Origin of the sequence: Bacillus sp. 2205SS5-2, from assembly GCF_037024155.1 — a bacterium.
Lineage (GTDB): Bacteria > Bacillota > Bacilli > Bacillales > Bacillaceae_K > Bacillus_CI.
In genome coordinates this window covers 39,777-64,861 of sequence record NZ_JAYKTS010000020.1, presented here as the reverse complement: position 1 = coordinate 64,861, position 25,085 = coordinate 39,777, and the positions used below count along the sequence as shown (strand labels likewise).

Genomic DNA, 25,085 nt, shown 5'->3' with positions numbered 1-25,085 from the left:
TGTTTCAACCCGTACTTCAACGAAAAAACATAATGTTTAATTGCAAGTCCATTTTGGCCAATCGTTTTAGAACCCTTGGAATCCTCCGAACGGAATCGAGACAAAACGGATTATCAATTCAAGTCCATTAAAAAAGAGAAGTACACCCATGGCAATCATCAAATACCCACCAATTTTCACTATTTTAACACTATATTTTTTGATCCAATTCATTTTACTGATAAAGAACGCCAGTGTAAAAAATGGGATTCCAAACCCTAGTATATAAGCAACCATAAGATACATAGCAGAAGACGGCTCGTCTATGGCTAACGAGAGAACGCCTCCTAAAATAGGTCCTGTACATGGGGTCCATCCAGCGGCAAAGGCCATTCCAATAAGGAAAGAGCCTACAAATCCTGATGGGCGATTTTTAAACTCAAAACGGCGATCTTTCATTAAAAAATCGGGATTAAAGAGCCCGACAATCATTAATCCAAAAATAAAGATAAAGATCGCACCCACCTGGCGGATGATATCCTGATAATTAATAAAAAAGTTTCCAACTAAAGATGTTCCAAATCCAAGTGCAATAAAAATGGATGAAAACCCTAGCAAAAAGAATAATGTATGAAGCATGCTTTTTTTCTGCATCATTCCATTCTCTTCTTTTAGTTCGCTTACACTCATCCCTGTAATATAAGATAAAAATGCTGGATACAAAGGTAGCACGCATGGAGAAATAAAACTCAAAAACCCTGCTCCAAACGCTAATAAAACATTTAATTCCATACGACCAAACAACTCCTATTTATCAATGTCCCCCTATTGTAACAAACAATCTATCGGAAATTACGATTATAAAATTTGTATAATTTGTGTCAAAGCAAATTCCTCTTCTTTTTGTATTTTTTTCAATTTTTTGGTATAATCAAAGCATATCTTAAGAATATATTAGAAATGCTATTTTTTTAGAACAGGTATTTGAACGTGGAAAGGACTATTGCCCGTGGATAAATCTGCATTGCTTGATCAAATTGAACTTAAACGTCTAGAGCTTTTCAAAATTGTTTCAGAAAATGGTCTGAATTCTTCCATAGCCATTCAGTATAGTCAAGAATTAGACGACCTATTAAATCATTATAACCACTTATACATAAAAAAATTGCCACCGAAACAATCTGTCCTCATTTGATTTTTTTCCAAGAATACTCAATTCCTAAATCAGCCCGCATCTATGATGCGGGCTGATTATTCAACCTATTAAATCTTCCATTGAATCCACTAATCCATTCTGAAGTAAATACATTTTATAATATAAACCCTTGATACCTAGTAATTCTTGATGTGTTCCTCTTTCAATAATTTCACCATGGTGCAGCACTAAAATTTGATCAGCATCTTGAATAGTGGAAAGTCGGTGAGCAATTGCTATTGTGGTACGTCCTCTTCTCATTTTCTCTAGAGCTTCTTGAATTGCTTCCTCTGTTTCTGTATCGATGTTGGCAGTCGCCTCGTCTAAAACAAGTATTTTTGGAGCAGCTGCCATTGTTCGAGCAAAAGCGATTAATTGACGTTGTCCACTTGAGAATGTTGATCCTCTCTCTTCTACCTTTTGTTGATATTTACCTGGTAGTCTTTCAATAAACGTATGTGCTTGGACAAATTCTACCGCTTCTCTTACCGCATCATCATCAATGTTTTCATTATGCAGACGAATATTATCCGCTATCGTCCCATAGAACAGAAATGGATCTTGTAAAACAAGACCTAGCTTTTCACGAATTTCATTCATTTGATAGTTCTTAATTGATTCACCATCAATTAAAACTTCTCCACGTTCAAATTCATAAAATCTCATCATGACATTGATAATCGAACTTTTCCCACTCCCGGTATGTCCAACTAACGCGACAGTTTCTCCCGGTTTAGCAGTAAATGAAATATTTTTCAGTACATCTTGTTCTCCGTCGTATGAAAAACTTACATTGCGAAATTCAATTTCTCCTTTTCCAATAGAAGGGTTATTTTGCTCAACTTGTGCTGGAGTAAGCTCTTGATCGTCTAATAGTTTAAACACCCTAGACGCTGACACAATGGCTTGCTGAAATAACGATAAACGCATCATGACTTGATTTATCGGTTCAAAAAAGCGATCTAAATAATTAATAAATGCGTATAAAACGCCGATTTCAATTGTGTTAGTTAGGCTTGTTATTCCAAAGAAATTCAAAACTAGCACAAGAGCAAAAACATAGACTACTCTCATTGCTGGTCGTAGTAACAAACCATCTAATTTGATGTTTTTCATTCCCGAACTAAAATGCTCTTCGTTAATTTTTTCAAATTCACTCCGAAGTCTCTTCTCTTGTCGCAGGGCCTGAATCATACTCATACCTTGAATCGACTCACTTAATTTCGCATTCAACTGACTTAAACGCTCCCTCATATCCTGGTAAAACACTGAACTTAATTTCCGATAAGTTTTCATTATGACAAAAATAATCGGGAGTAAAAAAAGACAAAAGAATGCAAGCTTCACATCGAGTGAAAACATTGCGATAAAAATACCTATTAATAAGAAGCCACTTTGAATAAAGGAAACAAGGACACTGACGAACATGTCTTTGATCGCCTCGGTATCATTGGTCACTCTCGATACAATGCTACCAGCAGGTGTTTTATCAAAATAACGCATACCGAGCGATTGGACTTTGCTAAAAACATCAATCCGAAGTTGTTGAATAATTTTTAATGCGATTTCTTGAAATTTCAACAACTGAAAATACGAAATAAAAATATTTAATACTAAAATGCCGACATAGGCTCCTCCTAGAAGAAGCATTGGCTGAAACGGAAATGTTTGCGGTGTTAAGTAGTCATCAATAAAAATTTTCACTAGGATTGGACCCACTACATCTCCAATAGTCGTTAAGATTAAGAGCGAGAAGGCAATGGCTATCGCTTTTTTATGTGGGCTCGTATACTTCAAGAGACGCTTTAGGACTTTACGCTGCTCTATTGAAGACATTGTTTTTGTTTTTTCTTCCATACCTTAACCTCCATGCTCTACAAGTTCTTCTAATTGTTGTCGTACGTACATTTCATGATAGTATCCATGCCTCTCCATTAATTCTTCATGAGTGCCACGTTCAACTATTCTTCCTTCATGGAGAACCAGTATGAGATTAGCATGTTGTATAGCGCTTAATCGATGAGACGTTATAAAAGTCGTTTTTCCAGAACGGTTTTCTTTCAGCGATTGCAAAATTAATTCTTCGGTTTTTGCATCAACTGCACTAAGGGAATCGTCTAGCATCAGGACTTCTGAATTCATTAATAATGCGCGAGCAATAGAGATTCGCTGTTTTTGTCCACCAGAGAGAGAAACCCCTCTTTCTCCAACCACAGTTTGATAACCATAAGTAAATCCTTTAATATCATCATTAATGTGAGCAAGGGCTGCTGCTGCTTCAATCTCTTCTTGCGGTGTACTTGGATCAGTAAAGGCAATATTCTCTGCAATAGTCGTGGAAAATAGGAAATGATCTTGCGGAACATAACCAACCGACTTACGTAAACTCTCTAATGCATATTCATCTATAGGGTAATTTCCAAACATAATCTTCCCCTTGTAGCCTTGGAATTCTCTAATTAATAATTTGAGAAGTGTCGTTTTTCCAGAGCCTGTTTTCCCAACAATCCCGAGCGTTTCTCCTTGCTTTAGCGAAAAATGAATATTTTCTAAAACTGGTTTTGGTTCATTCATATACGTAAAAGAATCAATGCTATAGCTAATATCGCCTGTAGGTTGCGTCGTAATGGCATTCTCTTTGTCATCTATATCTCTTGTCGCACTCAATAATTTTGAAACCCGGTCATAAGATGCTCTTCCCCGTTCGACAATATTAAAAAGCCAACCAAACGCGAGCATTGGCCAGATAAGTAACCCTAAATAAGTGGTGAATGACACAAGTTCTCCAATCGTTAGTTCGCCATTTACGACATAGCGTGCACCGAAAACGATGGATAAGAAGAAGGAAAGACCTACAATTATCGAGATAGTAGGATCAAACAAGGAATCAATTTTTGCAACGGCAATATTTTTATTCACGACTTCTTCAGACTGTTTGCGGAAGGATTCAATATCTTCTTCCTCCTGCCCGAACGTTTTAATAACTTTTACCCCACTAATGCTCTCTTGCGTTTTATCATTCAAGGATGAAAAAGCTTCTTGTGCTTTATGAAAACGCTTATGTAAGAGTGTTCCGTAATAATTGGTTAAAAAGGCCATAATAGGCATTGGAATTAATGCAATTAAAGTTAGTTTCCAACTAATAGTGGCCGCCATGGCAATGATGACAAACCCTCCCGTCGCCAAGGAATCAACCAAAGTTAAAATACCGGCTCCGGCGGTTTGTTGAATCGCCGACAAATCATTCGTTGCATGGGCCATCAAATCTCCAGTTCTTCTTTTTTGGTAAAAAGAAGACGACATTTCCGTGAAGTGTTGATACAACTTGTTTCGCAACTGACGAGAGAGCTTAACGGCAGAACCAAAGATGCGAATTCTCCATTGATATCGTAGTAGATACATCGTTAAAGATGTAACAATTAATATCCCACTCCAGATTAATAAAGAATTTACTGTTAATTCCCCTTTGTTGATAGCGTCTACAATTAGGCCAATAATTTTAGGTGGCACTAATTCCAGCATGGCAACAAACATCAACAAGAAAATACCAATACCATATGCCTTTTTCTCTTGTTTAAAAAACCACATGAGTTCTTTAAAAATACTCATCTAGATGCCCCCTTTTCTCTTCAGATAGAATATTAACCTTCAACTAGTTTATCAAATATATTTCGAATATAAAAGCATCTCACACAATTCAAAAAACTACTCTCATCTTTAATGTGATTCTTTATTAGAAAATGGGATACGTCCAGAAATATGACTGTTCCATCTTGCAGTTCCCTCACTAATTTTTAGACACTAAAGGAGGTGTGGTTTTCAAATCTTCAATACACTCTCTGTTCATGAATTTCCTAGGACAACATTTTAAGCAACAAAAAAAGCACTTCTGAAGTGCTTTTTGAGTTTTATTTCATTTGTTTGTTCATAGCATTCATCATTTGATTGATTTTTTTCTGCGATGGCTTTTGACCCATCTGCATCATCATCATACGAAGCATTTGTTCATTAATAGGTGGATTCTTTTTTAAATAGCTCATCATGTATTTACGAGCAACAAAGAAACCAATCGCAGCTCCAGCAAGTAATGCTAGTAAGCCGACCAAAATATAAGGGAACATTAAACCTTCCTCCTTCATGTTGTCTCTATCAAAGTGTACTAAACCCTTTAGTATTATACAATACTTCTGGTCGATTTTCCTCTATTATACGAACTTTCTCGCTTTTATTGGTTTAATCCAACCATATCGCTCAAGATCCAAGTCTATCGCTAGCAGTCTACCCTCAAATTTCTTTAATATATCAAAAAATACTGCTTCTGCGTCATACTCGCCCCAGGATCGAATCAAGAAATAGCGTTCATAAATTTCTAAACACGCCCCACTCTTGTTCTCTGGATATTCGATGGTGTAGTGGTATTTCGTAAATAGTAGATTTCTTTTCTGTAGACTATTTTGAATGAATCGATGGGTAGGCAGATAAGGTAGAGGCTTAGAAATATACGTTATCTGTTGATGAAGAATTTGTTTCAGCACATTTGTAGCATTATTGTGATCTTGAAAAAGACTAAAAAACAATCGTTCTCTACCATAAAAATGTGCGGCAACTTCATCTTCAATCCAATAAACATAATAATTGCGCATTAAATTCTCACCCTTTCTAACTCTACTTTCTTCTTATTATAGAAATAGTTAGGCAAGGAGGGTGTTGAATGTTGATGAAAATCTGCACTAGTTTTGTGGAAATCAGTCGTTTAATCTTTAAATGACTATCTGGCTACAACTTTTTCTATTTCATGTAAAAAAACTGCTGACAGTAAGTCAGCAGTTTTCCTATGAGCTATTGCAATAAAGCTTTCAGACGAGATACTACATTAGCAACGGTAAATCCATATTCTTCAAGAATTTTACCTTCTGGAGCAGATGCACCAAAGCCATTGATAGCTAAAATGTCTCCTTCGTCTCCAACATAGCGATCCCAACCAAGTGGAGCTGCCATTTCTATTGCTAAACGTTTTTTTATTGTTTTTGGTATAACCGAATTTTTATATTCGGCTGATTGTTCTTCAAAACGATCCCATGCAGGCATGCTCACTACAGAAACATCGATACCTTCTTTTAAGAGTACTTGTTGTGCTTCAACTGCTAACCCTACTTCAGATCCAGCAGCTAAAAGAAGAGCGTCTGCTTCAGCTTTATCACTTGGTGAAATCACATAGGCTCCTTTTTCTACTCCTTCTTTCGCCCCTTTAATCGAACCTGGAATGGTCGGTAAGTTTTGACGAGTCAATACAAGAAGTGAAGGTTTGTTTTTAGATGTCATTGCCGCTTTCCATGCAGCAGCTGTTTCGTTGCTGTCCGCTGGGCGAATGACGGATAAGTTCGGCATCGCTCGTAAAGATGGTAATTGCTCAACAGGTTCGTGAGTTGGACCATCTTCTCCAACTGCAATACTATCATGAGTAAAGACGTATGTGACTGGTAATCCCATAAGCGCTGAAAGACGAATCGCAGGTCGTACATAATCACTAAACACGAAGAATGTTCCACCAAAGACATTCACTCCACCGTGTAGAGCCATACCATTTAAAGCGGCACCCATCGCAAATTCACGGACACCAAACCAAATATTTCTACCTTCATAAGATTCTGGTGTAAAGTCTTTCACATCTTTAATCATCGTTTTATTTGATCCGGCTAAATCAGCTGATCCACCAATAAAACTAGGTACTTTTTGCGCAATTGCGTTTAATACTTCACCTGAAGAAGCACGGCTTGCAAGACTAGTTCCTTCTTTATAAACCGGGATCAACTCATCCCAATCCTCTGGGAGCTCTCCAGAAATGGCTGCTTCAAATTGTTTCGCTAATTCAGGGTGAGTTTCTTTATACTGAGCGTATAAATCATTCCATTTTTGCTCAGTTTGCTTCCCTCTTTGAACAATTTTTTCTTCAAATCGATTGTATACTCCATCTGGCACGTGGAATTCTTGTTCGAAATCCCACTCATAAGATTTTTTCGTTAATGTACGTTCATCTCCACCAAGAGGAGCACCATGAACACCAGAAGTACCAGCGCGATTAGGAGACCCAAAACCGATTACTGTTTTAACCTCAATAAGGGTAGGACGGTCTAAGTCAAGACGAGCTTCTTCAATCGCTTTAGAAATTTCATCTAGATCCGTGCCATTTTCAACACGTAAATATTGCCAACCGTATGCCTTAAAACGACCTTCAATACTTTCAGAGAATGAGCGATCTAGATCTCCATCTAATGAAATGTCATTTGAATCATACAGGACGATTAAACGACCAAGCTTTAAGTGAGCTGCTAATGATGAAGCTTCAGCTGACACTCCTTCCATTAGGTCACCATCGCCACAAATCGAATATGTATAATGGTCGACAAGGTTAAATTGATCTTTATTATAAACACCTGCTAGATGACGCTCAGCCATAGCCATCCCAACAGCCATTGCAATTCCTTGCCCAAGTGGTCCTGTTGTTGCTTCCACTCCTACAGTATGACCATATTCTGGGTGTCCAGGTGTTTTGCTTCCCCATTGGCGAAAGTTTTTGATTTCTTCCATTGGCAAGCCATAGCCAGACAAGTGCAGCATACTATATAAAAGCATAGATCCATGTCCCGCAGATAAAACGAAGCGGTCCCGATTAAACCATTCAGGATTTTTTGGATTATGATTCATAAATTCAGTCCATAAAGAATAGGCCATCGGCGCAGCGCCCATTGGCATTCCTGGGTGTCCTGAATTCGCTTTTTCAATTGCATCAATTGAAAGAGTTCTAATTGTATTTACAGCTAATAAATCCATTTGATCAAACATAAAAATTTACATCCTTTCTCGTCATAATTTGACTCATTCTTAATATTAATCGTCTTTTCAAGTTTATACAACAACAATGAATTCATTGTAACAATTTTGATGAATAATTCTTCACATTATTTGCATTAAGTGACCAAATCATCCGCTCGTTTATCAAATATTGCTTTCCCACATAAAAACAAACAAAAAACCAAGAATTGATTCTTGGTTTAATGCATTTTTTTCTTATCTAGTCGATCTTTTACTTTTTGCGGAGTGACGTCATTTCCATTGGGATCGATCACTCTTGTATTCTCTATGGTAGATTTCATTGAATTACGGAAATTTGATAAATATTCCTGCCTTAGATCTTGGCGCTCAATGGTTTCTTCAACTGATAATGTACCAGCTTTCGCTATTTTAGAAAGCTGATTTAATCGAGCGAGTTTATCCGGATTTAACATGATAAGCTCCCCTTTCTTGTTGTTTTAAACGTCTATCATTTGTATTGATATGTTACAAGATAGTGTTCAAAATAACAAGTATCATGCTTCTTCTCGTTTTTTCATAAACTCTTGATATCTTCTATGAACCGTAGCTTTCGATACATTGAAACCAAATCCTCTTAATGTTGCAGCAATTTCAGAGAATGTTAAATCATTTTTACGCAATCGGACAATTTCTTCAATCGGTACTTCTTTTCGTTCTCTTCCTTCAATATTCCCTTTATTCTTTAAATTGTTTTCAGGTTTAAATCCGTTATCAACTGCTCTAATCATGCCACGCTTGATTTTCAGGTTATGAATTTTCCGTTGATGTTCCTCAACCATGCTCACAATTTGAAGAACCATTGAATCTGACTCTGATAATTGAAGCTCTCCTTTATGAGAAATACTATAAAGCTTTATCTCCTCTTTCAATAAACAATGGATCAAAGCAATTTTTGCGTTTCCTCTACCGATTCTCGTTTCATCTTGAATTAAAATGGCTTCGATATTATGAACTTTTATTTCATCTAAAAGTTCAAAAATTCCTTCTCGGTCTAAATCATAGCCGCTTGCTTGATCTTTTATCACAGAATGAATATCGAATCCCCATTGACTGGCTAGTTTCGTTAATTCTTCTTCCTGTCGTTTTAGTGACGTTTCTTGGGTTTCCTTTTTCGTGCTAACGCGACAGTAAATGATGCATTTCATATTGAAATTATTCTCCTTTTAACGCATATTGTGGTGTATTAAGATCCATTTGTTTTATCTCTTCGAACTTAACAGGGATATAAATGGACTCACCAGCGATTAGGTCATAGTTCTTCATCTCATTTTGATCAGAAACCCATCGAATAAAATCACTCTTATTCATCCCATGAAGTTTTTGATATTGATCTGCTATCGTCCATAGCGAGTCGCCTTTTTCAACTGTAATATGTAAATAAGAACTTGTGTCAGTTTCTTCTAACTGGTTTAACATAACCAAACCTGAAATAAATGTCAAAATCATTAATAACACTACAAAATTATTATTTTTTAGGAAAGTAATCATCTTCATCGCTCCTATCGAATGTTTGTTCGTATTAATTACATTATAATAGGAACGAATGTTCGTTGTCAACTAAAACTAGAACTTATGTTTGTATCTAACAAAAAATAATGATATAATAAGTTTAAGAGATTGAAGAGATTTGAGGTGCAGATAATGACAAAACTATCAAAAAGGCAACAAGATATTCTTGAATTTATTAAGCAAGAAGTAAAAGTAAAAGGCTATCCACCTTCTGTAAGAGAAATCGGCGAAGCGGTAGGATTAGCATCTAGTTCTACTGTTCATGGACATTTAGCACGATTAGAAAGCAAAGGTTTGATCCGCAGGGACCCAACTAAACCCCGTGCAATCGAAATTTTAGATTTAGAGGTGGATCAAATCCCACGACAACGTGTTGTCAATGTACCAATGGTAGGTAAAGTTACCGCTGGTATTCCAATTACAGCGATTGAAAACGTTGAAGAGTACTTTCCTTTGCCCGAAAGGTTAGCTCCTGCAGATGAACCGGTCTTCATGCTTGAAATTATGGGAGACAGTATGATCGATGCTGGGATCTTAGACGGTGACTACGTGATTGTTCGTCAACAGCAAACAGCCAACAATGGAGAGATTGTCGTTGCGATGACTGATGAAGATGAAGCAACCTGTAAACGTTTTTTCAAAGAAACAAACTTTATCCGCTTACAACCTGAAAATCCTACGATGCAACCCATCATTCTCCAAAGTGTAAGTATACTAGGAAAAGTGATTGGTGTTTACCGTCAAGTTCATTAAACCTTGCATCTGCAAGGTTTTTTTCTTTTTCACTTGGGCTCTTTTTATACGAAAATGGGTTTTGATGCTGATTTTGGCACAAAAAAGCACCCTCCTAAACTGGCTAACCCATTTTTTTGAAAAGTAGACAGAATTCTTTTTTGTTGCTTTCTTTCTTTTTACCTGCACTTTCATAAAGTTTATAGTGAAAGTGTACACAGTCTTAACAATGCATAATTCCGCTAGAGGCACCGCCGGAAATGGTTGTCAACTTGTCTCTCTTTCAGGTGCTAAGATCATCTTAGTACCTACTTTATCATCGTTGACTGAAAGGATTAAGATTTAACCACTACACCCCCATTTCCATCTATTGCGGTGTCTGAGAAGGACATGGGGGTTTCGTATTCATTGTGGCTATTTCAGCTAATTTTAAATTAAATCCTTCATTTTGTTTTTTTATTCATCAAAATGAGTATCCCTTTTGCTCAGAATTTTGTAAGGATGTCCAAATAGATGTCCAGATTGTTGACGAAAGCAATGCTAGTCTAGTACTTGAAGAAGTTTACTATGAACAAGTTTATTTAATCGCTTTAATAAAAGTTTTTCACTTTATCGAACTTGTAGTGAATCCGTTAGCACAGCTAAAAAACTCTTATCAAGTCACACTTGGAATCGTAATGGAAATCCGATAGCTGCACCATCATTCACAGAAATGGTACATGACTCCAATTGGATTAACTTTGTTCAAAAAAGAAGACAAATTCAATTATTTCTATGATTTACTTCAGGTAGCGATTCGTTATTTTGATAGATACTGCTGACAATGTTACCAAGACTCAAGTAAGATAGGTTTGAGTTACTTGTGAGAAAGGAAAGTATGATCCTTCTGAATATGAATTGAAAGAAGTAAAACTTTGATTGTACATCCTCCCTTTAAGAGACAGATGGATAGTCTATTTCTTTCAACCTATGGACTTAATGCGAATGAAAATCTACGAGAAATAGGACCTTATATAAGCCTTTAATAATTTGTATACTTAAACGACCACCCGCTAAAGCAGGTGGATTTAGACATAAATGTCACCGACTAAAGTCGCAATTCAAGACTCAAGTCTTCTCAAAGTACCTAAGCTGAAGCATACTGAATTTGACTAAACTCACTCCTCAATCTTGAATATATCGTCTTTTCCATCACCAAACTGGTTGGCTATATAGTTTCGAATGATTTCTTCTGTTACCGTTCCAACTGTTGCGCAGAAATATCCTCTCGCCCATAGATGTTGTCCCCAAAATCTCTTCTTTAATTCAGGAAACTCATCCTGGAGGAGTCTTGATGATCGTCCTTTCAAGTACTGCATTATTTTACTTGGTGCTAGGCTTGGAGGACAAGATAGCAATAAGTGGATATGATCTTTCCCCACACTCCCTTGCAAAATCGTGATTCCTCTTGCTTCGCAGCCTTGCCTTATTAATTCTCTTGTTCTTTTGGCAATTGGTCCATGTAGAACTTTATATCTATATTTCGTAACCCATATAACATGATATTTTATATCAAATACCGCATGACTACTTTTTTGATAACCGTCTATACTCTCACCTCTATCGTAAGTATGGACATTTAAAGACAAGGCTAAAAGCGGATACCGTCTAAAGACGGTGGAGTTAGACCACGCATTTGTAAATTAAAAAATTGGAGCGGAAGGCACTCGACTCCTGCGGGATTAGCGGGACAGGTGAGACCCCACAGGCGCGTTCTTCCGCCGAGGAGGCTCACCGCCCGCCCCGCGGAAAGCGAGTGCCTGGAGCGGAAATCTATAACCTAGTTTGAAATTGAAAGTTCAACGATATTGCAAGTCAGTAAGAGAATCTTATATCAACTGAAACAGTGAGTCTTTCTGAGCTAACGGCATACTCATTTTCATCAATAATAGACGAAAAAATGCCCGGTGCAAAGCAATTTAACAGCTGATAGACTGGTTCGAATAGTAGCAATCTTAGCGAAAACAGACTTCTGTAAAAATCATTAGAGGTCCACTGTGTTCACCCAACGAATTGAAAATAATGCAAAAATACCCCCGAAGACAATCTTTGTCGCAAAATAAGATTTAGTGCGAAAGGCAACAATCATCAAAAATCAGCCTTCACTCACCAAAATTCACTTGCATATAGTGAGGTAAATAAAGGAGGCCATAAAAATGTTACATACTGTTAAATCTGGTGAAACGCTTTTTGCCATTTCAGAAGACTACCGAACTCCCCTTCAATCTATTCTTCAAGTCAACCCCGGTATCAACCCTGATCTTATTTATGTCGGTCAACAAATAACTATTCCAGGATATCCCTCTCCTGACACAATCCCCTACCAAATTAACATCAATCTAACTAACCGAACACTCACCCTTACTTATAACAATCAAACCCAAAAGGTCTATCCCGTTGGGGTAGGGAAAATGCTCAGTTCAACCCCGATTGGCAACTATATCATTATTAATAAAGCACCGAACCCAGGGGGTCCGTTTGGGACGATATGGATGAGTTTGTCGAAAAAGCACTACGGAATACACGGAACAAATAACCCTTCCTCCATTGGCAAATTTGTCTCCAAAGGCTGCGTTCGAATGTACAATGCGGACGTTGAAGAGCTCGCAAGCATTATTCCAATCGGTACAGCAGTGAAGATTCGCTCATAAATTTTCTCTAACATCGTCTAAACCTCTTTAACAAATTTGCATAATCTAATAAAAAGGGGGTGAAAATTATGAGCAATAATGATATACCTTTATGGAATGAAGTTCCATATGCTGGCGAAGATTTTTCTCCATCAAACCCAGAAGCTCCTTATACCTCTTCATGGCCAACTTTTTACATCAAACGTGAGGGCTCCAACTTCAGCACAAGAGATGGTGAAGCTATTCACTTTAATATTCTCTCTCCCGATCGCATACACTGGGAAACTGAATTAAAAAAAGTCAAAAGTACTCTCGCTAACTTAACCGAACGGGAAAAAACGATTGCCACTTACTGGTCACGAGGGCCTGCGACAAAACAATGGACACCCATAGCCGATAAATTGATCGACTCTTTTGGAGTTGAAGCCCCACGTGCAGCAAGGATTTTATCTATTCTATATGCTGGACTAAATGATGCATTTGTTGCGACTTGGTACTATAAATTTGAGTGGAATGTCGCTCGACCCAATCAATTAGATCCTACGCTTAAAACTTATATATGTACTCCTAGACACCCTTCCTATCCATCAGGTCATGCTGCTATCGCCGGTGCAGCAGAAGTTATTCTGGGCTATTTTTTTCCTAGCATGAGAAGAAGACTTCATGAATTAGCAGAAGAATGTGCTGCGTCCCGATTGTATGCAGGTGTACATTTCCCTGTAGATAATTCAGAGGGCTTGAAATTGGGCAGAGAAGTTGGTCAAATTGTGATAGAAGAAATTCGGAATAATCGGGATGAATCTCGAGGGATCATCGACATCCCCCTCTCGTCCAGACGCCCCGTTGACTTACTACCACCACCCTATGAACAATCCATTCCTTTTGATTTTGACAATGCCTGTGAGTCACTAACCACGACAAACTCTGCACCTCACTTTCGAAGAGGCTATAGAGGTACAAAACCGAAACTATTTTTTTAGCTATTGTTGCAAAAAAAGGAGAGCAGATATTATATCTGCTCTCCTTTTTCTCAACCTAAGATACTCATTAACGAGGATGATTTACTCATTCAGAATCTATAATCATCAGCCCACGATCAATTAGCTCTTTGTACTCGTCCTTCAAATCACGTATTGCCTCTAATTGGCTAAACAATTCAGCCTGTTTATTAGGTAGTAGATCATTTTTTAAAAGTAATTCTAGTATTTCAATTCGTAGTAACCAATCATCTGCAGATACTTCCGTTAATTCATCGATAAGATCCGGCAATACTTCTTCTAATTCAACAACATACTCCGCATTTTCCCGTAATTGACGTACTCTTGAATACATATTCTCGATTGGACTGGGTTGTAATTCTCTCACTTTAGAATTCAACTCCACTACTTCATCAGCAAAAAAGGCTTCTGAATCCGCTGCACCTGCAAATACTGATATTATTTCAGACCCAACTGCCATATCATACTGACCCCAAGATTCTTGAAATAGTACCTCTTCTTTATAATTAACCGTACAGTTTGTAAAAGAAATTAATTGAATGATTTCTTTATCTCTTACCATATCGACCGGAATTCCTTTTACGATAATTCCACTAGCAAAGTGAAGCTCACAAAATTGATTGAGTACAATACCAGCCCGGGATAGTTCATTGTCCGACCATTGTTCTAACGGTTTGACAAAGTCCCTTAACCCTCCAATTGGTGAACCAAATCCATCTGTATGGGTAGCTACACTGTGACCAAATAGCTCTACATTGTTAGAATTTAAAGAGGTCTTTCCATCTGTCTTCATGTAAATCGCTTCACCCTGAATGTTTTTCGTGATGGAAGAAAGTGTTCCTGTTACTTGCAGACCAGAACTATAGACAATCGTAGCTGTTCGAGCTGATTGAATAGCTTTTTCTAGACTTTTTGTTCCACCTTGTTTCCACGCCATCGTTTCAGAAAATTCCTTTACAGCATGTATTAATTCTGCAAAGTCTTCACTAACGAAAAGCTGGGGTTGAGGCTTTGTTATATCAAAAGAAGAAGAGATAACTTTTTGAAGTGCAAACGGTATTTTCTCCACTTGGTCTGTCAGACTATTTCTTCCTTCTGATACAGATGATAACAGTCCAGCGCCGTAAATTTTAGGATTAGTAATCGATCCTACTAAGCCATACTCAACAGTCCACCAGTATAATCGAGAAATTTCTTCTGCTTCTGATAATCCAGTAACTTGTGATTGCTTTTGTTCCATTACCCGTTTCGCATTTGAAATTTCTGTTGCTGAGGCAATACCGCTTTCAAGTAGATTAGAATAATCTCTTGTGGCCTCAAAAACCTCATGTTCTTCTTTTGTGGCTAGCGCTTTTGAACCGATTTCTCCAAATAGTTTTACGTATCGAGAAAACGTTTCATTATATAAAATCGGTGCATGTCCAGCCGCTTCATGAATAATATCTGGGGCAGGAGTATATTGAATATTTTCCAATTTTCGAATATCTGATGCAATCGGTAACAGTCCATGTGCTTGAAAATCAAAAAACACAACCCCAGGAATAAATCCATCGATATTGACTGCTCCCCACCCAATTTCAGAGAGTGTTTCATTCATTTCCTCATCAACATTAGGAATCTTATCTATTGAGATTACAGAAGACTCTAGTCCTTTGCTATATGCTTCGTGAGCAGTATTCTGCAAAAAATGTTTATTTTGACGCATCACAAATCTCCATACAGCTTGATCAATACTGCTGTATTGGTCATACTCTTGATTAACTACATATTTTTGTAAATGTTTCGGTATTTTTTGTGTTTTCATCATGTGTAATGACCTCCATTTTTTATATTAAAGATTGTTTCCGCATTGAATTTTGCTTTTCGCAACAATGTATATGAAAGGCTGTTTTCGCAAAGTTTGTGGCTTTTCGAATTAGCCCTCAATTCGTGATGAAGAATGATTTCGGGCATCTTTTCGCATCATTTTAATCCGAAAAGAGGTAAGAATAGAGTGTTTCCATCCTTTTTTGTATGCAACAGCAACAAAGTATTCGAAAAGAGCCATATGAAAGGAGCCTTCCACAAAAAGAGCTTCCCCATCCCCTAAATCAGGGACGAAGAAGCTCTCCGCGATACCACCCTACTTAACAAATCAATTTGATTTGTTCACTCATTCTAATTAGTCTTTTAATGATAGCTGTAATTCACGATCTATCCCGCCTGAATTTCCACCACATATTCAGTCTCTAGTTGCTGCCAAGATATTCGCTACTGCTTGCTATCAGACTCTTAATTATTCACTTTTAAACTTAGACGCTTAAACGCTTTTGCGTGTTGAAGTATATTAGTATATTAACTCCAAAACCTCTTTTTGTCAAATTAGTTTTCAAAAAGGTTCTTTCCAATTCTTTATTGCTCATGGCACAAAGAAAAAAAGGCTGTAAGGTTTTTTTCGATTGATTTTACTTTTCATTCAGTGTTGAAGAGTTTTTCATTAGGAAAGGCTATTTTCGCAAAGTTGGTTGCTTTCCGAACCAGTCTCTAAGTGGTGATATATATTTGTTCCTGACATCAACTCGTCTATTTTTGATGGAAGTCAACTTTGAAATTGGCGATTTAATCAAAAATCCGATGAAATATCCATAACCTATGCGAAAACAGCATTCAAATAGAAGGATAAACTAGTTAAGACCAATGAATAAATGCTAACAATATCAGCTTCTTTCACTTATCACTCTTTTATTACCCCATTCTTGAAAGCATACAACAATATTTAGATACGGACTAAAAAATTTTAGTAGAAATTCAACTTGGTATATTGTACGCTATAGCTACAAGCCAAAATATCCGGTTGGTGTCAATAAAAATCTGAGCGTTCAACACGCCCATTAAATTGGAGATTAATATGAACTCTGTACCAAAATTAGATCCCTTTCTATCAGCAGAGAAATTTATCATCACTTACTACTCTTCTTGTCAGGGAGCCATTCTGGCTGGTAGCGTAGTTAGAGGAGAACATACCAGCACTTCTGACCTAGACATAGTTATCTTTGATCAAAGTGTCCCATCTTCTTACCGAGAGTCACTCCATGCATTCGGGTGGCCCATCGAAGTATTTGTGCACAATCTAACATCTTATAAGCAATTTTTTCTTCTCGACCACAAAGCAGCGAGGCCTTCTATGCAAAAAATGATTTCAGAAGGACTCGTGATTAAGGATGAAGGAATTCTTGAAGGAATTAAACAAGAAGCAAATGCTCAGTTGGCACAAGGTCCAGATATCTGGACTGATCAAGAGATTCGTTTTAAACGCTATTTCATCACAGACACACTCGATGACTTTATCGGGGCAAGTGAACGTGGCGAACAATTGTTTATCGCCAATCATTTAGCTTCACTACTTCATGAATTTGTACTGAGAACTAACCGACGCTGGATTGGTTCATCTAAATGGATTATTCGAGCACTTAACTCATTTGATGAAAACTTTACTGAGGAGTTTGTAAAAGCATTCGACCACTTCTATAAGTCAGGAGATAAAAGCGCAGTCATTTCTTTAAGTGAGAAGATTTTAGATCCCTTTGGTGGCCTATTATTCGAAGGATTTTCTTTAGGGAAAGGCGAATAATTTCTCATTCACGAAAAGCGGAATTGGCTGTACAGGGACGGCAGGCATCTGGCAGAACACTACGTGAAGCCTGCTTCACGTAGTGGGCTGACAAATGCACGAGTCCCTAGCCACTGCAGCTGAATCACGAAAAGCGGAAGTGGCTGCCCTGCGGCGTCAGGCAAATGAAGAACTCGGAGGTGATGCCTGCATCACTGGAGGGTTATTCATTTAACCCCGAGCCGCAAGCCACTGTAGCTCGATCCGTCTATTTTTGATGAAAATCAACAGTGAAATGAAGGACTCAGTCAAAAATCAGATAAAATAGCCACATTGAATACAAAAAGAGCCTTTTCTTAAGAAGCCAATACTTTCTTTACTTTTTCTACTACTGCTTCAAAATATTCCAGCTCATGGGGCACGAATTCCTGTAAGGTCACGTCTTTTACTATCTCTACTTTCACACCGTTATTCAGTTCTTGAAATCCTTCCACCCTGACTGCCTCCACTTCACTTCGAATAAGCTGGTAAAACGAAGACAGGCCCACTTTCACAACCCCTGCAACTTCAGCTTTACCCACAGAGAATGCAACTTCCTCTTTAGGTAGAAGATAAAGAAAAACATTAGCAAGTTCATTGTCTACTAATTCATTATTCCTCACACTATACTTCATTACACCTAGCGAAACTAATTCAGAAAAGAGAAGATTCACTCCTAGCTCCTCTTTCACTTCACGAACCCCTTCTTCTACGCTTTCATTTTCCAGCAGATGACCTGCGGCGGTAATATCGAATAATGCTGGATAATCCTTTTTCTCCTTACTTCTGAGTTGAAAATATAAATAATCTTCCCGTTCTTCTCGTTTCAAAAACCAGCAATGAAAGGTTTCATGCCAATACCCCTGACGGTGGATTTCATCCCGTGTTTTCACACCGATTTTTATGTAGTTTTCATCAAAAATTGCTAGTTTTTCTGTTTCCATTTTATGTATACAATCCCTGATTTTTGTCGATTAGTGCTAGTTTAACATTTAACTCCTCTGGAATTTCAAGTAATTCGAAAACCGAATCAAGGACAAGCAATAAATAAAAAATAGATGTTTTGAAGGAATTCGGGATTTTTGTGGTCAATACGACTACTCCTAGAAAAAAGTGATCTTAACCACAAAAAGAAAACCCCTTAACATAAGTCGCGTCAAGGGGTTTCGCTATTAGAAAGTTGTCATATACTGTTCGCGTTCCCAAGGGTGTACTTGCGTGCGGAACATATCCCACTCGATATGCTTCGCTTCTAGGAAATGCTCTAGAATATGCTCACCTAGTGCACCAGTCATGACTTCATTGCTTTCTAAATTTTCAAGGGCGTTGAATAGTGAGGCCGGAAGATCAACGATGCCTTCTGCTTCACGTTCTTGTTTGTTCATCACGTAAATGTTGCGATCGATTGGTTTCGGTGGTGTCATTTTATTTTTGATGCCATCAAGTCCAGCACGAAGCATTACTGCCATGGCAAGGTACGGGTTTGCTGCCGGATCAACGCTACGGACTTCAACACGAGTACTTAAACCACGAGATGCAGGAATCCGAATTAATGGACTACGATTACGAGCTGACCATGCCACATAGCACGGCGCTTCGAATCCTGGAACTAAACGCTTATACGAATTGATCGTCGGGTTCGTTACAGCCGTAAAGCTAGAAGCATGTTTAATGATTCCTGCAATAAATTGACGTGCTGTATCGCTTAATTCTAAATCACTGTCTGTATCAAAGAATGTATTTACGCCATTTTTAAATAATGATAAGTTACAGTGCATTCCTGATCCGTTTACTCCAAAAAGTGGTTTAGGCATAAATGTTGCGTGTAAACCATGCTTACGTGCAATCGTTTTGACAACTAATTTAAACGTTTGGATATCATCACAAGCTTTGACTGCACTTGCATATTTAAAATCGATTTCATGTTGACCAGGAGCCACTTCATGGTGAGAAGCTTCAATTTCAAAGCCCATTTCCTCAAGTTCAAGTACGATATCACGACGACAATTTTCCCCTAGATCAGTTGGTGCTAAATCAAAGTATCCGCCATTATCATTTAGTTCTAATGTTGGCTCGCCTTTTTCATCTAATTTAAACAAGAAGAATTCTGGCTCAGGCCCAAGGTTAAAATCAGTAAATCCTAAGTCTTCCATCTCTTTCAAGATGCGTCGAAGGTTATTCCGTGGATCCCCTTCAAATGCCGTACCATCTGGGTTGTAGATGTCACAGATTAAACGTGCAACTTTCCCTTTTTCTGCAGTCCATGGGAACACTACCCATGTGTCTAGGTCAGGGAATAAGTACATATCAGACTCTTCAATACGAACAAATCCTTCAATAGAAGATCCGTCAAACATCATTTTATTATCAAGAGCTTTGTCTAGTTGAGTTACAGGAATTTCTACGTTTTTAATTGTCCCTAAAATATCGGTAAACTGTAGACGAATATACTTTACATTCTCTTCTTTTGCTAATCGTGTAATATCCTCACGTGTAAACTTTATCATTTGCTAAATTCCTCCTTAAAACTTTTTCTTAGTTTTATTAATGAAAACGCGACATATCCCCAGACCTGAGGTTTGAACGTTGGTAACGTCCAGCTTGTAAAAATTCATTTCGCAATATTTTTCGCAGTTCTTCGTCTGTCAGGTCACGTCTAGCATCTCCAGCTTCTTTTTCATCCTCTACTGTGGTAGGTGGTGTTGCATGTAAGGCGAATAATTTCTGAATTCCTACCATATTCATGCCTTGTTCTAATAATTCTTTTATTTCCAACAGCTTATCAATATCATTGAGAGAAAACAATCTTCGTTTCCCTTCAGTTCTGGCTGGAGAAATGAGCTGATGCTCTTCATAGTAACGAATCTGACGAGCAGTTAATTCCGTTAATTGCATCACGCTGCTAATTGGAAAAACAGGCATTGATCTACGAATATTACTTCCACTCATCATCATCCCTCCTTTTGTTTCTCCCTTATGAAATCATTATATGTAATGTCAGGAAAAATGTCAATATCATGTTAGTTTTTCTGACATAACCCCTCAAAAAAAATGGATAGCTATTGTTAAGCTATCCACTTATTTGTTTATTTACCCACTTCCAAAAAGACTAAACCTTTTTCTATTAATTCATTTACGGACAGGCAAATTGCTAATTTTACATGAGAATACGTTAATCCGCCTTGGACATACGCTACATAGGGTGGACGGATCGGTCCATCTGCTGATAATTCAATGCTTGCTCCTTGAATAAACGTTCCAGCAGCCATGATCACATCATCTTCGTACCCAGGCATATAGTTTGGATACGGAGTGAAATGCGAATTAATAGGTGAGGCAAATTGGATGGCTTGGCAAAATGCTATCATTTTATCTTTATCATCGAACTGTACTGACTGTATCAAGTCGGTCCGTCGAGCTTGCCAGCTAGGGTTTGTATTCAAACCCAGTTCTTCCAACATAGCTGCTGTAAAAATAGCCCCTTTCAAGGCCTGTGCCACAACATGCGGCGCCTGAAAAAAACCTTGATACATCTCCTGTAAACTATAAAGGGATGCTCCAGCTTCGGCTCCGATACCAGGAGAAGTCATCCGGTAGGAACATGCTTCTACCCATTTTTTCTTCCCAACAATATAGCCACCCGTTTTAGCTAATCCACCACCTGGGTTTTTGATTAATGAACCCGCTATCAGATCTGCACCAACATGACAAGGTTCTTGTTCTTCCACAAACTCCCCATAGCAATTGTCCACAAACACCACAACATCGGGATGCACATCTTTAACAAAAAGAATCATTTCTTCTATTTCAGATACAGTAAACGACGGTCGGTTTGCGTACCCTTTCGATCGCTGAATACCTATCATTTTGGTTCTGGATGTAATCGCCTGTTTCACCGCTGCAAAATCCACTTTTCCTTCACCGGTTAACGAAACATCTTGATAACTAATCCCGAATTCCTTCAAAGAGCCGACGCCACTACCTCTGGACCCCACGATTTCTTCAAGGGTGTCATATGGCTTTCCAGTAATATATAATAATTCATCATTCGGCCGCAACACACCAAACAAAGCGATAGAAATTGCATGCGTGCCGGATATAATTTGCGGACGTACAAGTCCTGCTTCTCCACCAAAAACATCTGCGTAAATACTTTCAAGGGTGTCCCTTCCACTATCATCGTACCCATACCCCGTTGATGGGATAAAATGAGCATCACTTACTTTATGTTGTTGAAAGCTAGTTAGAACTCGAAATTGATTGTTTTCTGCTCGTCGGTCAGCCTCTAAGTGTTGAAAACTAATTTTCGTTTCGACTTCTTTTACTAAAGGTTCCAAAAGACGACCATGACTTAGTTGCTGAAACATGTTGTGACTCCTTTATTGATATTTTTCAATTTCTCCGGAAATCGGATGATTTTTTAAGGCATGACCTTTTGCTTCATAAAATCCATGTTCTTCATTGAAGGTTAACGAGGTAATAATCGTTTCTCCCTTTAATTGGGCAATGACTTTCCCAGCAGTCGATGGAATCTTGACGCTATATGGTTCCATCATACGGATCATATCTTGCTCGATCACTTGTTTTACGAATTGTTGGTCCTCCAAACTTAACGCACTAACGATGACATGTTCAAAGGAAGTATCAGGAACAAAAGTATCATCAAAGAGATCTTTCTTATTGTAAACCGTTAATTGTGGAATATTGTGCATGTCAAGATCTTCAAGTAGACCGTGAACCGTGTCTTCATGTAGGCGGTATTCCGAACTTGATCCATCCACGACATGTAATAGAAGGTCCGCTTCGCTAACCTCTTCCAGTGTAGAGCGGAAGGCCGCTATTAGGGTCGTTGGTAAATCTTGAATAAAGCCAACCGTATCCGTTAGTAACGCTTGGTATCCACTTGGAAGCCCAATTCGACGTGTCATCGGATCAAGCGTGGCGAATAATTGATTTTCTTCATATGCTTCTGCACTTGATAATCGGTTAAATAACGTTGATTTACCGGCATTTGTATATCCTACTAACGCTATTTGGAAGACTTTATTTTTCTTTCTTCTTTCTCGGTAACGTTCACGGTGACTAACAATAGTTTTCAACTGTCCCTTGATATCATCAAGACGTCGACGAATATGACGACGATCAGACTCTAATTTTGTTTCACCTGGTCCCCGCGTCCCGATACCGCCCCCTAACCGGGATAACGCAATACCTTGGCCACCTAAACGAGGTAATAAATATTGTAACTGTGCAAGCTCCACTTGTAGCTTACCTTCCTTGGAACGAGCGCGTTGAGCGAATATATCCAAAATTAATTGCGTTCGGTCAATAATTTTCGCGTTTACTTCTGCAGAAATATTTCTAATTTGGCTTGGAGAAAGCTCATCATTAAAGATAATCACGTCCGGATCTAACTCTTCTGCCAACAGTGACAACTCTTCTACTTTACCTTTACCGATATATGTAGAGGGATGCACTCGATCTCGTTTTTGTGTCAGTGTTGAAATCACAATACCTTGTGCCGTTTCCGCTAAAGCCTGTAGTTCATTCATTGAATAGAGAAAAGTTTCTTCTTCTTCATTAAGTTGACATCCAACTATGATTACTTTTTCAAGCATAATCTTCTCCACTGCACACACCCTCATTTCTAAAAATAAGTCTATATTTCATCTTATCAAATATCAGTAAGAATCTCTATGAGAAAAGTTTTTATATCTTTTTCAAAGAAGTGGTTGCAATCTCTATTTGACGTGTTAGAATCTTTATGGATATTTGTTGGATTACACATCAAAGGGGAAAACAAAATGACATGGGAAATGCTCAGTATTATCGGCACAATAGCCTTTGCTGTTTCAGGCGCCATCGTGGCGATGGAAGAGGAATATGATATATTAGGAGTCTACATTTTAGGAATTGTCACCGCTTTTGGAGGGGGTGCGATTCGGAATTTATTAATAGGGGTTCCCGTTTCAGCACTTTGGGAACAAGGATTTCTTTTTCAAATTGCACTTTTGTCCATTACTGCGGTCTTTTTATTTCCAAACAATCTGTTGAAACATTGGAAAAAATGGGGGAATTTTTTCGATGCTATCGGACTTTCTGCTTTTGCGATTCAGGGTGCCTTATATGCAACCGAAATGAATCATCCATTAAGCGCAGTTATTGTTGCTGCTGTATTAACAGGAAGTGGCGGTGGAATGGTACGAGATATGCTTGCAGGTCGTAAACCTCTTATTCTGCGCTCAGAAATTTACGCGGTCTGGGCAATTCTTTGTGGTTTTGCCATTGGATTGAATGCGATCAACTCACCAGTAGAGCTCTACACCTTATTTATATTAACAACGACATTACGTGTCTTGAGCTATTCCTATCATTGGAAGCTTCCGAACAGAAACCTACGTGCCTTTCAGTAAGAGAAGATGTTTCTTCTCTTTTTTTTGCACAGTCATCAGATTGACTTTTTCTAAATTCTCCTTAAGTATCATTCGCGATTATTAAACTTACTTTATGTTTTTGCTCATTCTCAAAAAAATAATCAGTTTAATATAGAGCCTCCCTTAAAGAAAATGGTAAAATAAGAGAAAAGGGAGGTTGGTACTATGACGAATCACGAAATTGATTACTATATTCACGGAAATGACATGCAGTTTGTTGAAGTGGAACTAGACCCAAAAGAGACCGTTATTGCTGAAGCAGGTAGTTTGATGATGATGGAAGAAGATATTGGCATGGAAACGATATTTGGCGATGGGTCTGGGAACGGTGGTAGCGGATTAGTCGGAAAATTAATGGGAGCTGGAAAACGTTTAGTCACTGGTGAAAGCTTATTTATGACCGCATTCACAAATAATGGCTATAATAAAAAAACGGTGTCCTTCGCTTCACCTTATCCTGGAAGCATCGTCCCACTCGATCTAAATAAACTAGGTGGGAAAATCGTCTGCCAAAAAGATGCATTTTTATGCGCAGCAAAAGGCGTATCAGTAGGAATTGATTTTCAGCGAAAATTAGGTGCTGGATTTTTTGGTGGCGAGGGTTTTATTATGCAGAAGCTAGAAGGAGACGGCATGGCTTTCGTACACGCTGGGGGCACATTACATAAAAAAGAGCTCCAAGCAGGCGAAAAATTGCTGGTAGATACAGGTTGCCTTGTGGCCATGACGAAAGACATCCACTACAATATCGAAATGGTCAAAGGAGTAAAAACTGCATTATTTGGTGGTGAAGGACTGTTTTTTGCTACTTTGCAAGGCCCGGGTACAGTCTGGATTCAATCTCTACCATTTAGTCGACTTGCAAGCCGAGTTTTCTCTGCAGCCCCGAGTAAAGGTGGTTCAAAAGGAGAAGGTAGCATTCTTAACGGTGCGTTTGATCTTCTTGGTGGAGATCGATAACCAGTTTATATAATTCAAGGCTATTCCACAATGCACATTTCGTAGCAACAGATTCTGTTAACTCGATAGATTTCAGGCCCTTTCACGTCTATTTTTGTTCATTTTTAC

Annotated in this window: 25 protein-coding genes; 8 read left to right on the top strand and 17 right to left on the bottom strand. The window is 38.2% G+C overall.

All coding sequences use genetic code 11. From position 1 onward, the window contains the following. Positions 1-66 precede the first annotated feature (66 nt). A complete protein-coding gene (locus tag U8D43_RS13895; RefSeq protein WP_335871782.1) occupies positions 67-771 on the bottom strand; it encodes a cytochrome c biogenesis CcdA family protein in 705 nt (234 codons plus the stop codon). 217 nt (positions 772-988) lie between these two features. Between U8D43_RS13895 and U8D43_RS13890 the strand changes: the two genes are divergently transcribed. Further along, complete coding sequence (locus U8D43_RS13890; RefSeq protein WP_335871801.1) at positions 989-1,174, top strand: Spo0E family sporulation regulatory protein-aspartic acid phosphatase; 186 nt, start codon at positions 989-991, stop codon at positions 1,172-1,174. A 60-nt stretch (positions 1,175-1,234) separates the two neighbouring features. On the opposite strand, the gene U8D43_RS13885 is transcribed toward U8D43_RS13890, so the two are convergent. From U8D43_RS13885 to yneA, 8 genes are all read right to left on the bottom strand, one after another. Continuing rightward, positions 1,235-3,031 (bottom strand): ABC transporter ATP-binding protein, encoded by a 1,797-nt coding sequence (locus U8D43_RS13885; protein ID WP_335871781.1) that lies wholly within the window; start codon positions 3,029-3,031, stop codon positions 1,235-1,237. 3 nt (positions 3,032-3,034) lie between these two features. Further along, on the bottom strand, positions 3,035-4,783 hold the full coding sequence (locus tag U8D43_RS13880) for an ABC transporter transmembrane domain-containing protein (protein ID WP_335871780.1): 1,749 nt from the start codon (positions 4,781-4,783) through the stop codon (positions 3,035-3,037). Positions 4,784-5,082: 299 nt separating this feature from the next. After that, on the bottom strand, positions 5,083-5,295 hold the full coding sequence (locus U8D43_RS13875) for a YneF family protein (protein ID WP_335871779.1): 213 nt from the start codon (positions 5,293-5,295) through the stop codon (positions 5,083-5,085). Positions 5,296-5,379: 84 nt separating this feature from the next. Further along, on the bottom strand, positions 5,380-5,817 hold the full coding sequence (gene sirA, locus U8D43_RS13870; protein WP_335871778.1) for a sporulation inhibitor of replication protein SirA: 438 nt from the start codon (positions 5,815-5,817) through the stop codon (positions 5,380-5,382). A gap of 196 nt (positions 5,818-6,013) precedes the next feature. After that, positions 6,014-8,017, bottom strand: coding sequence for a transketolase (gene tkt, locus U8D43_RS13865; protein ID WP_335871777.1), 2,004 nt, complete (start codon positions 8,015-8,017; stop codon positions 6,014-6,016). A gap of 209 nt (positions 8,018-8,226) precedes the next feature. Then, positions 8,227-8,460 carry a DUF896 domain-containing protein gene (locus tag U8D43_RS13860; protein ID WP_335871776.1) on the bottom strand — a complete coding sequence of 78 codons (234 nt, stop codon included), beginning with the start codon at positions 8,458-8,460 and terminating at the stop codon, positions 8,227-8,229. An 81-nt stretch (positions 8,461-8,541) separates the two neighbouring features. Then, positions 8,542-9,192 (bottom strand): YneB family resolvase-like protein, encoded by a 651-nt coding sequence (locus tag U8D43_RS13855; RefSeq protein ID WP_335871775.1) that lies wholly within the window; start codon positions 9,190-9,192, stop codon positions 8,542-8,544. A gap of 7 nt (positions 9,193-9,199) precedes the next feature. Beyond that, on the bottom strand, positions 9,200-9,535 hold the full coding sequence (yneA, locus tag U8D43_RS13850; protein WP_335871774.1) for a cell division suppressor protein YneA: 336 nt from the start codon (positions 9,533-9,535) through the stop codon (positions 9,200-9,202). 153 nt (positions 9,536-9,688) lie between these two features. Between yneA and lexA the strand changes: the two genes are divergently transcribed. Further along, complete coding sequence (gene lexA / locus U8D43_RS13845; RefSeq protein ID WP_335871773.1) at positions 9,689-10,309, top strand: transcriptional repressor LexA; 621 nt, start codon at positions 9,689-9,691, stop codon at positions 10,307-10,309. A 389-nt stretch (positions 10,310-10,698) separates the two neighbouring features. After that, positions 10,699-10,980, top strand: coding sequence for a hypothetical protein (locus U8D43_RS13840; protein ID WP_335871772.1), 282 nt, complete (start codon positions 10,699-10,701; stop codon positions 10,978-10,980). A gap of 465 nt (positions 10,981-11,445) precedes the next feature. On the opposite strand, the gene tnpA is transcribed toward U8D43_RS13840, so the two are convergent. Then, positions 11,446-11,877: an IS200/IS605 family transposase gene (tnpA, locus tag U8D43_RS13835; protein ID WP_335871800.1), complete on the bottom strand. Its 432-nt coding sequence runs from the start codon at positions 11,875-11,877 to the stop codon at positions 11,446-11,448. Between the two features lie 606 nt (positions 11,878-12,483). Here tnpA and U8D43_RS13830 point away from each other — a divergent pair. Together U8D43_RS13830 and U8D43_RS13825 are read left to right on the top strand one after the other, a co-directional pair. Next, a complete protein-coding gene (locus tag U8D43_RS13830; protein WP_335871771.1) occupies positions 12,484-12,978 on the top strand; it encodes a L,D-transpeptidase family protein in 495 nt (164 codons plus the stop codon). 68 nt (positions 12,979-13,046) lie between these two features. Then, positions 13,047-13,937, top strand: coding sequence for a vanadium-dependent haloperoxidase (locus tag U8D43_RS13825; RefSeq protein ID WP_335871770.1), 891 nt, complete (start codon positions 13,047-13,049; stop codon positions 13,935-13,937). Positions 13,938-14,022: 85 nt separating this feature from the next. Here the strand turns inward: U8D43_RS13825 and U8D43_RS13820 are convergent, their stop codons facing one another. Continuing rightward, positions 14,023-15,762, bottom strand: a complete 1,740-nt coding sequence (locus U8D43_RS13820) for an aromatic amino acid hydroxylase (RefSeq protein ID WP_335871769.1) — start codon at positions 15,760-15,762, stop codon at positions 14,023-14,025. 1,080 nt (positions 15,763-16,842) lie between these two features. On the opposite strand from U8D43_RS13820, the gene U8D43_RS13815 reads away from it, so the two are divergent. Next, positions 16,843-17,565, top strand: coding sequence for a nucleotidyltransferase domain-containing protein (locus U8D43_RS13815; protein ID WP_335871768.1), 723 nt, complete (start codon positions 16,843-16,845; stop codon positions 17,563-17,565). 335 nt (positions 17,566-17,900) lie between these two features. On the opposite strand, the gene U8D43_RS13810 is transcribed toward U8D43_RS13815, so the two are convergent. The 6 genes from U8D43_RS13810 to hflX form a co-directional block, all read right to left on the bottom strand. Continuing rightward, positions 17,901-18,527, bottom strand: a complete 627-nt coding sequence (locus tag U8D43_RS13810) for an NUDIX hydrolase (RefSeq protein WP_335871767.1) — start codon at positions 18,525-18,527, stop codon at positions 17,901-17,903. A gap of 1 nt (position 18,528) precedes the next feature. After that, positions 18,529-18,675, bottom strand: a complete 147-nt coding sequence (locus U8D43_RS13805; RefSeq protein WP_335871766.1) for a hypothetical protein — start codon at positions 18,673-18,675, stop codon at positions 18,529-18,531. A gap of 80 nt (positions 18,676-18,755) precedes the next feature. Next, complete coding sequence (gene glnA / locus U8D43_RS13800) at positions 18,756-20,090, bottom strand: type I glutamate--ammonia ligase (RefSeq protein WP_335871765.1); 1,335 nt, start codon at positions 20,088-20,090, stop codon at positions 18,756-18,758. Between the two features lie 37 nt (positions 20,091-20,127). Further along, positions 20,128-20,532, bottom strand: a complete 405-nt coding sequence (locus tag U8D43_RS13795; protein WP_335871764.1) for a MerR family transcriptional regulator — start codon at positions 20,530-20,532, stop codon at positions 20,128-20,130. A 137-nt stretch (positions 20,533-20,669) separates the two neighbouring features. Next, complete coding sequence (locus tag U8D43_RS13790; protein ID WP_335871763.1) at positions 20,670-21,950, bottom strand: methionine gamma-lyase family protein; 1,281 nt, start codon at positions 21,948-21,950, stop codon at positions 20,670-20,672. Between the two features lie 12 nt (positions 21,951-21,962). Then, positions 21,963-23,228, bottom strand: coding sequence for a GTPase HflX (hflX, locus tag U8D43_RS13785; RefSeq protein ID WP_335871762.1), 1,266 nt, complete (start codon positions 23,226-23,228; stop codon positions 21,963-21,965). A gap of 159 nt (positions 23,229-23,387) precedes the next feature. Between hflX and U8D43_RS13780 the strand changes: the two genes are divergently transcribed. Beyond that, positions 23,388-23,996: a trimeric intracellular cation channel family protein gene (locus U8D43_RS13780; protein ID WP_335871761.1), complete on the top strand. Its 609-nt coding sequence runs from the start codon at positions 23,388-23,390 to the stop codon at positions 23,994-23,996. Between the two features lie 186 nt (positions 23,997-24,182). Beyond that, positions 24,183-24,977 (top strand): TIGR00266 family protein, encoded by a 795-nt coding sequence (locus U8D43_RS13775; protein WP_335871760.1) that lies wholly within the window; start codon positions 24,183-24,185, stop codon positions 24,975-24,977. Positions 24,978-25,085: the final 108 nt, after the last annotated feature.

Coding starts and splice junctions, on each gene's coding strand:
- U8D43_RS13885 (WP_335871781.1), bottom strand. CDS start 3,031: ATGGAAGAAAAAACAAAAACAATGTCTTCAATAGAGCAGCGTAAAGTC.
- U8D43_RS13820 (WP_335871769.1), bottom strand. CDS start 15,762: ATGATGAAAACACAAAAAATACCGAAACATTTACAAAAATATGTAGTT.
- hflX (WP_335871762.1), bottom strand. CDS start 23,228: ATGAGGGTGTGTGCAGTGGAGAAGATTATGCTTGAAAAAGTAATCATA.
- tkt (WP_335871777.1), bottom strand. CDS start 8,017: ATGTTTGATCAAATGGATTTATTAGCTGTAAATACAATTAGAACTCTT.
- U8D43_RS13815 (WP_335871768.1), top strand. CDS start 16,843: ATGAACTCTGTACCAAAATTAGATCCCTTTCTATCAGCAGAGAAATTT.
- lexA (WP_335871773.1), top strand. CDS start 9,689: ATGACAAAACTATCAAAAAGGCAACAAGATATTCTTGAATTTATTAAG.
- U8D43_RS13895 (WP_335871782.1), bottom strand. CDS start 771: ATGGAATTAAATGTTTTATTAGCGTTTGGAGCAGGGTTTTTGAGTTTT.
- U8D43_RS13860 (WP_335871776.1), bottom strand. CDS start 8,460: ATGTTAAATCCGGATAAACTCGCTCGATTAAATCAGCTTTCTAAAATA.
- U8D43_RS13830 (WP_335871771.1), top strand. CDS start 12,484: ATGTTACATACTGTTAAATCTGGTGAAACGCTTTTTGCCATTTCAGAA.
- glnA (WP_335871765.1), bottom strand. CDS start 20,090: ATGATAAAGTTTACACGTGAGGATATTACACGATTAGCAAAAGAAGAG.
- sirA (WP_335871778.1), bottom strand. CDS start 5,817: ATGCGCAATTATTATGTTTATTGGATTGAAGATGAAGTTGCCGCACAT.
- U8D43_RS13775 (WP_335871760.1), top strand. CDS start 24,183: ATGACGAATCACGAAATTGATTACTATATTCACGGAAATGACATGCAG.
- U8D43_RS13855 (WP_335871775.1), bottom strand. CDS start 9,192: ATGAAATGCATCATTTACTGTCGCGTTAGCACGAAAAAGGAAACCCAA.
- U8D43_RS13880 (WP_335871780.1), bottom strand. CDS start 4,783: ATGAGTATTTTTAAAGAACTCATGTGGTTTTTTAAACAAGAGAAAAAG.
- U8D43_RS13825 (WP_335871770.1), top strand. CDS start 13,047: ATGAGCAATAATGATATACCTTTATGGAATGAAGTTCCATATGCTGGC.
- U8D43_RS13810 (WP_335871767.1), bottom strand. CDS start 18,527: ATGGAAACAGAAAAACTAGCAATTTTTGATGAAAACTACATAAAAATC.
- U8D43_RS13780 (WP_335871761.1), top strand. CDS start 23,388: ATGACATGGGAAATGCTCAGTATTATCGGCACAATAGCCTTTGCTGTT.
- yneA (WP_335871774.1), bottom strand. CDS start 9,535: ATGATTACTTTCCTAAAAAATAATAATTTTGTAGTGTTATTAATGATT.
- U8D43_RS13875 (WP_335871779.1), bottom strand. CDS start 5,295: ATGTTCCCTTATATTTTGGTCGGCTTACTAGCATTACTTGCTGGAGCT.
- U8D43_RS13795 (WP_335871764.1), bottom strand. CDS start 20,532: ATGAGTGGAAGTAATATTCGTAGATCAATGCCTGTTTTTCCAATTAGC.
- U8D43_RS13790 (WP_335871763.1), bottom strand. CDS start 21,950: ATGTTTCAGCAACTAAGTCATGGTCGTCTTTTGGAACCTTTAGTAAAA.